At 30.3% G+C, this 9949-nt stretch carries 8 protein-coding genes and 1 pseudogene; 1 reads left to right on the top strand and 8 read right to left on the bottom strand.

Translation table 11 applies throughout. The features are described from left to right. On the top strand, window positions 1-336 hold a 336-nt coding region (locus Q7J41_RS16185; protein WP_304889473.1), incomplete at its 5' end, for a hypothetical protein. 176 nt (window positions 337-512) lie between these two features. Here the strand turns inward: Q7J41_RS16185 and Q7J41_RS16180 are convergent. From Q7J41_RS16180 to Q7J41_RS16140, 8 genes and pseudogenes are all read right to left on the bottom strand, one after another. Continuing rightward, entirely contained in the window at window positions 513-1943 is a 1431-nt protein-coding gene (locus Q7J41_RS16180; protein ID WP_304889472.1) for a lipopolysaccharide biosynthesis protein, read from the bottom strand. 13 nt (window positions 1944-1956) lie between these two features. Then, complete coding sequence (locus tag Q7J41_RS16175) at window positions 1957-2589, bottom strand: CatB-related O-acetyltransferase (protein ID WP_304889471.1); 633 nt, start codon at window positions 2587-2589, stop codon at window positions 1957-1959. Between the two features lie 226 nt (window positions 2590-2815). Further along, window positions 2816-3477 (bottom strand): annotated as a pseudogene (locus tag Q7J41_RS16170) (ATP-binding protein); the annotation flags it as partial. 63 nt (window positions 3478-3540) lie between these two features. Continuing rightward, window positions 3541-4782 carry an O-antigen ligase gene (locus Q7J41_RS16160; protein ID WP_304889468.1) on the bottom strand — a complete coding sequence of 414 codons (1242 nt, stop codon included), beginning with the start codon at window positions 4780-4782 and terminating at the stop codon, window positions 3541-3543. A 540-nt stretch (window positions 4783-5322) separates the two neighbouring features. Beyond that, window positions 5323-6582: a glycosyltransferase family 4 protein gene (locus Q7J41_RS16155; RefSeq protein WP_304889467.1), complete on the bottom strand. Its 1260-nt coding sequence runs from the start codon at window positions 6580-6582 to the stop codon at window positions 5323-5325. 3 nt (window positions 6583-6585) lie between these two features. Then, window positions 6586-7494, bottom strand: a complete 909-nt coding sequence (locus Q7J41_RS16150) for a glycosyltransferase family 2 protein (RefSeq protein ID WP_304889466.1) — start codon at window positions 7492-7494, stop codon at window positions 6586-6588. A gap of 16 nt (window positions 7495-7510) precedes the next feature. Then, window positions 7511-8665, bottom strand: coding sequence for a polysaccharide pyruvyl transferase family protein (locus Q7J41_RS16145; RefSeq protein WP_304889465.1), 1155 nt, complete (start codon window positions 8663-8665; stop codon window positions 7511-7513). A 192-nt stretch (window positions 8666-8857) separates the two neighbouring features. After that, window positions 8858-9946, bottom strand: coding sequence for a radical SAM protein (locus Q7J41_RS16140; protein WP_304889464.1), 1089 nt, complete (start codon window positions 9944-9946; stop codon window positions 8858-8860). Window positions 9947-9949: the final 3 nt, after the last annotated feature.

The raw sequence follows: 9949 nt of genomic DNA, 5'->3' as shown, positions 1-9949 counted from the left end.
CGGCAATCTTGTCGGATATCGTCGTATTGGGGTGCTTTTTGTTCACCTCCACGCCAGTTGATACTGGCATTATTTCTGGCTATTCTCGGCAGTGCAAGACAGCTGTTTCTTGACATACTTCCATGCCTAAAACAGCTGAGCCGCCATCTGAAATATCCTTATGATGAGTATCTGAGAAGCGATATTCTCTCCGATCTGGGCAGGCGATACAATGATCATCCCGCTTATCAGGTCTATATTGAGTTGTTATATAATAACCAGGATCCCATGGAAACCGATGAGTGGTGCGATCATATCTATCGCCTTGCTCATGGCCACAATGATTCTGAATATTAGCAATTAGTTACGACTGGATCTGCTTCCGTGAGGGTGGCTCTCACCCTCCGTGAAGCTGGATCTAAATGACCGTGCAAATGGATTTCACCGGTCGGAATATACAACTTACTCAAATAATGATGACATCAGTATATCAGGTTTAGATCAAACTTGCTATACGTCATCTTTTGAGGCACTTACACAAGAGAGTGTGCTTTCATAAGTATTTTTATATTTTTAATACTACTTTTAATATCTTTGCGCTTTGCAACTAAATAAATTATATAAAAAATTACATATAAAAAAATTCCTACAAAAGATTTTATAAACCAGCCAGTTAACATGAAAATCATAGACATAGTCAATTCAAGAAAAATATCTTTACAAACCGATATCTTTAAAATCCTTGATAAATATACTTCAGAGAATACGCATCTAAAAGCTAATATAATTACAATTGATGTTATCGCTAAATTTAGATTTTTAAATACGACAGTAGTGAATATGGTGATCAAAACGCTTAAAACTAGTGATATTATATTGATTTTAAGCATCATTTTTTCTTTTCTTAAAGTTTTCAAATATGTGTTAATTAATAATGCCATCTTTCCTTCATAAAGGCACATTGGAAACACTAGTGCCATATAAATCATACTTTCCTGATATTTGGGTAGCCATACTGACATCAAATCTTTAATAGGGTAATAAAAGACCAATGCTCCTAACAATATAACCATTAAAAAGTCTCTCATTGTTACATATATACTTGATAACTTTTCCTTGTCTGTTCTTCTAAGAATTGGAAAAATTATAATACCTACTGTATTAATAAATAGTAGCATGACATTTGACAAAACTAATGTAAGTGATAATTTACCGAAGACTTCTACGTCCCACGAACGCTCAATTCCAAATCTGACAACACCAATTATAAGCATACTCGCAATACTTGCAAACATTAGTTTAACACCAACAGTGATATTATCAATAGCTTCTTTGAAATTAAAATTGAAAGCGGAAACCTTACAAAAAACAATTTCTCTACAAATATACATAGCATAAAACAAAGAAATTAATTTTGCAATAATATCAGCTACTACCATTAACTTATATTCTCTGACACCAATAAAAAGAAGTAGAATTACTAAGAAGAAATACAATATTCTTTCTAAAATAATAATCATAGCAAATTGTTTAACTCTATTTGTAGCTTGTAAAATATATATTGGCATTGCTCTTACGCCCATTATTACAATACTCACGGCAACCATTATTAATATAAATTGTCTTTCTATTTCATCTATAAAGTATATCGATAATAAGAATATTATTGCTGCAATTATTAATTGTGACATTGTCAACATCCAAAACTGTGAAAAAAAGACTTTTTTATCTAAACTATCATATTCCTTTCCACCATATCTTAAGTAGATTCCATCATTCCAGCCAAACTGAAAAAAGCCAACATATGATGCGTAAAACAAATAGAGTTGCCAATAGCCATAATCTTCGACACCAATTAGTTTTGGAACTATTAAAATAACCAATGTTGAAATCAATAGAGATATCACATTTGCTGTCATCGAATATGAAAACCCTTTTAAAAACAATTGTGCTTTTTTATTCAAAGAGTAACCCCATTCATCCCACGATATTTTTAAAAAATTCATTTTGAAGCAGCTCAATTGATAATTCTGTACTCAAGAGACCAATATTATCCTTTATTTTTTGATCGTTTAACTTTGAATAATCCAAATATTCTAATTGCTTAATTATATCCTCTGAAAATCTATATTTAATAATCCGACTACCTCCATATATAGCATACGGTGGTATATCTTTTGCAACAATCGATCCTGCGGCAACTATCGCTCCTTGTCCAATTGTAACACCAGATAAAATTAAACAATTTTCACCTATCCAAACGTCATCATTTACCTTAATTGAACCTTTAGATATCGTATTTTCTTCAATACCACATACATATTTTTTAAAGGGGAACGTGGATAAACCTTTATACGAATGCTCCCCACCCAATAAAAACTTCACTTCACCTGCAATAGAACAATATGAACCAATAATTAATTTCTCATGATCGTTATCATATGTCTTAACACATAGTCCACCATATGTCTTTACACCCACTGATACTTTATCAATCGAAAATATATTCTTCATTGAAGTATTGTTATGGCTGTTTTTTTTTCTCCACTTTTTTCTTAAAATAGCTAATTTAGTCATGATTGAAATTTTTTTCATTACTACATTGTTCATTTATATTCTCCTTAAATAAATAATTATCTTGATCGCGTTTGTTTTCAGTGATAGCTCTCACCATCCCGAACACAGTGACTGTTTTTTGCAAGAACTTTTTACAGATAGGTGAAAGTTGAAAATACAGAATGTTGCATACAGAATGTTGCATTATGGAAAATCCATAGTTTTGGAAGCTAAAATGCGAAGCGATTTCGTTAAAAATCAAAGCATTGCGAGCAGGTTTTTATTTTTTTTTTAATTGATTATCTGAGATTGCACGATACAATTCATTGATGCTGGATTCGCGCATCCGGTTACTGGGACCCGGAAACATGAGCAGGTGGCAGTGATGAAGCAGCCGATCCAGCATGGCAACCGTCATCTGTTCATCATAAAGCACATTGACCCATCGGGAGAATTCCAGGTTGGTATTGAGAATGATGGTCCGGTGTTCATAACAGTCGGATAAAATTTCGAACAGGAGCTGTGCTCCCGTTCGATCCAATGGAACATAACCATATTCATCCAGGATAATCACTTCTGCTTTATTCAGTCTTTTCAGAAAAGCGGTCAGGGTGCCAGCCGTTTTGGCTTCGGACAGTTTATTCACTAGGGCCGCCGACCGGAAGAATTTCACCGGGATTCCCTGCCGACAGGCGGCTACGCCGAGAGCGGTTGATAGCATGGTTTACCGGTTCCGGCGCCGCCATACACGATGAGATTCTTCTTTCCGTGGATAAATGCCAGGGATTTCAGGCTTTCCGGGGTCAAATCCCAAGGCAGAGTGATTTCATCAAACCGATACCCTTCGAAGGTATTGATCGCATAGAAACCGGCGCTGTTCACCATCTTCTCGGTACCCGGTACGGGTGGCATTCGGTAACAAAGTTCTTCACTGAGTAGCTGTGTTTTTTGCAAGCAATTTTTGCAGAAAGGGGGGTGCGGATAAGAGGATCAAAAATAGCCTAGTTATTGATTTAATTTATTTAAATAACTTGCTTTAGCAGTGGATAAACCTAAAAATGTAAAAAATAAAAAGTCACTACTAAAAGCTGTAAATATACTGATTTCAAACATAGAATTAATTATCATTATAATGCAAAAATAATATGAAAAAGCAATAAACTTATCATTCAGGTTTTTTTTCACTAGCCTTATCCAGAAAACAAAAGATATTATCAAAAATGCAAACCCAATAACTCCTGATTGATAGAAAATATCTATTAATAAGTTATGCGCTCTTTTTTCTCCGAATTCGTATGCTGGACCATGACCCCATAAAGGCGATGACATAATTTTATCGAAATATTGTGTAATTATATTTATTCGACCACTCGATAATTTATTTAGTAGACCACCATCATTAACCGTGTTACTGAAACCAATCATTATTTCATAAAAACTATTTGAATATTTAGAAAAGAACATAAAAATAAAATAAACAAAAATTACATTCATAAATAGTAACAAAACTTTAAATTTTTCATTATTCTTATTGAATACCTTTTTATTCAAAGTAAATAATATGAATATGCTATATATAATAACCATAAGTATACCGAATCGTGACTTTGTTAAAATAATGGTTAAAATAATAAAACTTATAATAATTACATCAATTTTTTTTTTGCCATCGTATGAACTAAATTGATATGCAAATAAAAACGGAACTAAAAAGGTAGAAATATAATTTGATCCACCATACGGAATTATCATTAGACTTTTATAACTAATGTTTAAATAAGGTAATACCTCTATTATACTTAAAAAAGTTAATACCACTTGAATACATACTATAATAGCCGCTATTCTTACAAGACTCAATAATCTATCCTCACCACATTTACTTAAAAGAGTATTTCGTGCGATCATATACACCAGCAAATCTATTACTTGAGTAATATAACTCCCCCAAAATTGATCTGATACAGAATACATAAGTGGTATCAGACTCATAACTAGTCTAATTAAAAGAAATATTAAAATAATATCAATGCTGATTTTTTTGTTAAATAACATTATTACTAAAAATGTTATTCCTGAAATGAAAAGAACTATGGTACTTTTATTTATGCTAACTGCGACATAGAATAATTGCATATCCATTCCATAAAGCAAATTATCAATTACATTTTTATCAACTAAAAATATACTCAATATAAGTACTGATAGAGCATAAAAAATAAGAATTTTTTCTTTTTTTATAATCATTATATTGTTCTCCTAATATTAACAACGAATAGTCGCGTCAATTTATAAAGTTGATCTGGTTAAGTAAAATTATAGTATATTCTATAATGTACACAAATAGTTGGACACAAAATCCAGAAAATAAGATAAACTATACACATGAGTAGAAAACGACGAACCTGAGTATTTCGGTCGAATTTTCCAACGGGGTTTTTCAGCCGAAATATTCACGAACCTGGATCCCAGAGGAGAAAGCAGCCATCGTGCTGGAAATCCTCAGAGAAGAAAATACGTTAGCCGAGATCTCTAAGCAGGAGGGATCTCACTGTCGGAATATACACAAATCTCTCAAATGAAGAAAAAAGAGCGTTGATTGATTGGTAGCACCCTTCCTTAACTTTACCATAAAAAAAGCGTCAACTTCTGAAGTTGTCGCAATCAACGATAATGTGCCCAACTATTTGCGCACATTATCCCCTATTACACTTCGAGGTCTATGTTAGGTGTTCGTCAGGTTATTCTCCCGTTTCAATTCAATATAATAATGAATGAGTCCCCAAACTATTTTAGATTTTCAAGCATATTGCATATATTATTGTTGTATACCTGCCACTTACTAGATAGTGCTGTCTTTTGAGCATTCAATTTTAATTCTTTTAATAAATTTTCCTTGTCTTTTAACATAAGCAATTTTTGAACAATCTGTTCATAATCATAAATATCAACAACAAATCCATTATAACCCTCTATTATTATATCACTAATTCCAGCGTTACTTGATACAATTGCAGTAAGACCACATGACATGGCCTCAAGGACTGAATTTCCAAATCCATCTGCTAATGAAGGGAAAATCATTACATCTAAATTTTTATATTCCTTAATAATTTCGTCTTGATTTAAAAAGCCCGTAAATCTGCATGTGTTTTTATATTTTTTGTAAAAATCACTGTTAGGATCAAACCTACCAATAAACGTAAACGAAAATCTATTAATATCAACTGACTCTATAACTCGTGCTAATATTAACATACCTTTTTTTTGATTGATATTACCAGTATAGCAACATCTTAATTTATCCTTATCTGTTTTTTTTATTCCAGCAGTTAAATCACTCTTGAAAAAGTTGCTATTAATTCCGTAACGACATAGAAAGATTTTATCTTGTCTAACTCCATAAAACTCTAATGATTTGTTAGTGAATTCTGACGCTGAGATAAAATAATCTGCCCATTTTATTTCTTCAAAACTATTTTTCACATTATTAATGTATCCATTATTGCTAAGCTCATCTTTTAATAGAATACTTTGTTCCATATTCTGTTCAGTATCTTTTATATAAATATCGTACATATATGGCAAAAAAGGAGCGGACATGTCAATTATTGTTTTAATACATGGTTTTTTTTCTTTAATTAATTTAAACGCAGGATGAGATAATGTATCATACATAATAACAACTTTAACATTGTTTTCCGTTGCATAATCAGCAACTTTTTTCGAAAAGGAAATTAACAATTTATTATATTGTTTATAATAAATATAACTGTTTTTATTTATTCGTCTTAGGATTAATACTATTATCCCTCTTAATTCACAAAATTGTATAACTTCCTTATCACATAATTCATTACAGTAGTGTGTATTTATTTTTTTAACATACTCTCCCCTTATTAGTTTTTTTATAAGGTAAGTAATGGAACCCTTCTTTGCATAAACAGTTGTAATATATTTAAACGAATGACCGGATTTTTTTATTGCCATTGCAGTTTTAAATGAATGTTGCTTAAAAGGATGTGCAATAATTATTTGGGTTTTCATTTTTTATTTACTCCCATATTTTGATGATAAAAATATTTTAATTAATCTTTTTTCATATTTACCAAGATTAAAAGCTAATTTAAACAGCAACAGTTTAATTGCGCCTACTTTTAAATATTTTCTAATATAAGTTTTGCTGCTTTCCTTTAAAATATTTTCTTTTATTGCAATACTTTTTATGTTTTTATTAATCGAGGTACTTGTATTATGTATTATAGTCGAATCTTTAACTAAACACACCTTTAAGTTTTGTTCTTTTAACTTAAAACCAATAATATTTTCTTCATTAAATAAAAATGTTTCCTCGTCAAAACCATTAATTTTTTGGAATATATTGTCCTTAATTATGAAAAAGCATCCTGAAACAACTTCTACTTCTATAAAATCTGACTGCTGTAATATTTTGTAATCATAAAACATCCCTTTCTTAAGAATTTTTCTATGAAATTTATATGCAATAAAAAAACAATTGATTAGCATATCATAATACGTAGGTACTTTCCACGCAAAATTACTAATAATGCTACCTGAATTATCATGTATAATACCCGTAGCAATCGCAACATTTTCATTGCTATTCAGCACATCAATAATTTTTACAATACTTTCTTCTTTAATAATAATGTCTGGATTTGAAATGATAATATTTTGAGGTTTATAATGTTTCTCGGCAAAAGCCACTCCAAAATTATTGCCATATGCATACCCTTTATTGTGCTCTGTTTTTATTACGTCAATTTTGTCACTTTTGAATGGAATTAATCTGTGAAATGATTCATCAGATGAATCATTATCCACAATAACAATTTTATCAATAATTGAAAAATTTTGAATCATATTTATATATGTTTTTGTAGTAAAATAATCATTATAGTTTAGGACGATCATTACATTATTCATTTTAGAATTCATATTTTTCCTTTGTCGGCTAATTTAACATTAAATTGCCTAAATTAGTTAGATATATATCTTCATATTTTGAAATCAAATTATCATCAATTAAAAATTTTTCATGATTTAATTCAAATGTAAGATTATCGTTTCTTTGTAAATTTACATATCTTTCTTTGTAAAACTCAACGCCATTTATTTGATCTAAAAATGCCCCTGTTTTACCTCTTTCAGGATCTGTATAATCAATTATGTAATTATTTCCATTTAAAATTGTCTGAAATAATATGGAGTGAAATCTCATTCCTATACAATATTCAGCAGAAGCAAAACTTTCCATTGTTTGCTCTAAATTTAGAGGTTCATTCAAGACGTGAATATCAACTATTGGATTAATAGCTAATAGTTTGAGTCTAAGTTTATTCAACAGTATTCTATCATCTATTCCAATTGCAAAATTATGCATCGGTACAAGCTGGATGGGATTACCATTCGAAGCAACATTTGATAAAATATTAAAGATGATATCGTTCATCTTCTCAATAGATGCACCTTTATAATGACCTGTTCCATATGCAAATTCTCTTGCATTGAAAGCAATTCTACTGTTTTTTTTCAGTCTATCTTTGTTTTTTTCAATATAAAAATTTGCTGCAATAGCAGCTGGACATATAGCATGTAAAATCAATTTATCCTTTTTTACCCCTATTTCCTTACACCACTTATAAGACATTTCATCACGAAATATACTACAATCAGAATTATTTATTATCTCTCGAGTTGACTTTATATACATTTTTTGTGTTAAAGGTCCTAAACCGCAACCAATCAATGCTGTTTTCTTTTTCCTTTTTTTTGCTCGTTTAAAAGCATATTCTAATAAGTATAATGCTGGCATATCCATTAATGGACCGCCACTCACAATTAAAAGGTCACATTTATCAATCATCCGGTTCAGTTCCCTGTTACTCCTTGAATCAAATATATTGATATCAATCTTACTTTTATTAGTTATTTGTTTAAAAAAATCATAATCCTCAAAAACTGTTCGTTCTGAAAAAAACGGATAAATCGAACCTAAATTTAATTCAATGTCATCTGTTACCGAAAAAAGGGCTTTTAAAATACCTGCTAAAATTGCTCTATCCCCGACTGTTTCAGTCCCATACCAACCAATTATTGTTATTACCATATATATATCCTTTCAAAATTAAGATATTTTAGGTGTTTGCGAAACTCAATAATTCACTTGAATAAGCCATTTCTTACATAGTATATTTATACATTCCCTCACCAAATCAGCTTTTATTTATCCAAAGTTGGTTTGGAATGGCTTATTTACGCCAGTTTTTATAATTAGTTTCGCAATTACCTATTAAAATATTTAATAAATTTTTAGGTTTGCCTTAATCATGTATCGTATCCAAATTATAGGACTAAGACATTCTTTAATGTACAGATAAGCACCTCTAATAGTTGGTTTTAATACGTAATGATCACATTCCTTGCAGTTAACCTCGGTCTCTTTTAACACTTTATTGAATGACTTATTCTTTATATAATATGATGGTGAAAATTGCTTTAATGAACCGATTTTTTCACTAGCAGTAGCACATAAATACAAATCTAAGTTTTCATCAATCGTAATATCACTTCGCAAATAATCACATGTTGCAATACGCTCTCTATTTATTAAATAATAATAATTCATAAAACCACTAATTCGTTCTTTAAAACTTGTTGAAAACTTAAAAATACCATAAAAGTATTCTCGTGCCAGCATAATTAAATACCTGTCATTCATTATCGAATATGGGGATTCATAAAAGGTATCTATTCGTTTATTCGGTACCGCAATATGATAATTTGCTGCAACTCCTAAGTCTTCAAGATAAACCTTAATAGCAGCTAAGTAATTTACGTTCTCATTTGATATTGTAACTCCAATACTTAAAGAATCACAATATTTACTTTGGTACTTTTTTATTACCTTAATCGTGTCAATAGATTTTATAAAACTACCTGTTATACCTCTTATATCGTCGTGTATATTATCTACTCCATCAATAGAAATAGTGAGATGAAGCCTTACTCTTTTTTTTTCACATAAAGATTTTGCATTCTCTAATCCAGGAAGTAATTTAACAGCATTAATCCCATTTGAAATAAGATAAATATTCTTTAATTTTTTTAAGCTAATTACGGCACTGACAACCTCATCAAGAGAAGAGTGAAGTGACGGTTCGCCGCCATTTAATCCGACATCAGTAACTTTATTAAAATACGAACTTTTTAAAACCATTTCAAGTTCATCTGGTCTGACATCAACTTTACTATTGTTTTTCCACACATTACAAGTTATGCATTTAGAATTACATTTATTTGTAATTGGCATTTGGATAACTCTAGGTTTAATTCGAATTTTCAAAATATTTGTTAATAAATAAACATAACAAAATTTTATTATCTTCATAAT

This window comes from Acetobacterium sp., assembly GCF_030652775.1.
In the GTDB taxonomy this organism is placed as follows: domain Bacteria; phylum Bacillota; class Clostridia; order Eubacteriales; family Eubacteriaceae; genus Acetobacterium.
Note: the sequence above shows the minus strand (reverse complement) of the source record. Positions and strands in the feature narration are given on the sequence as shown.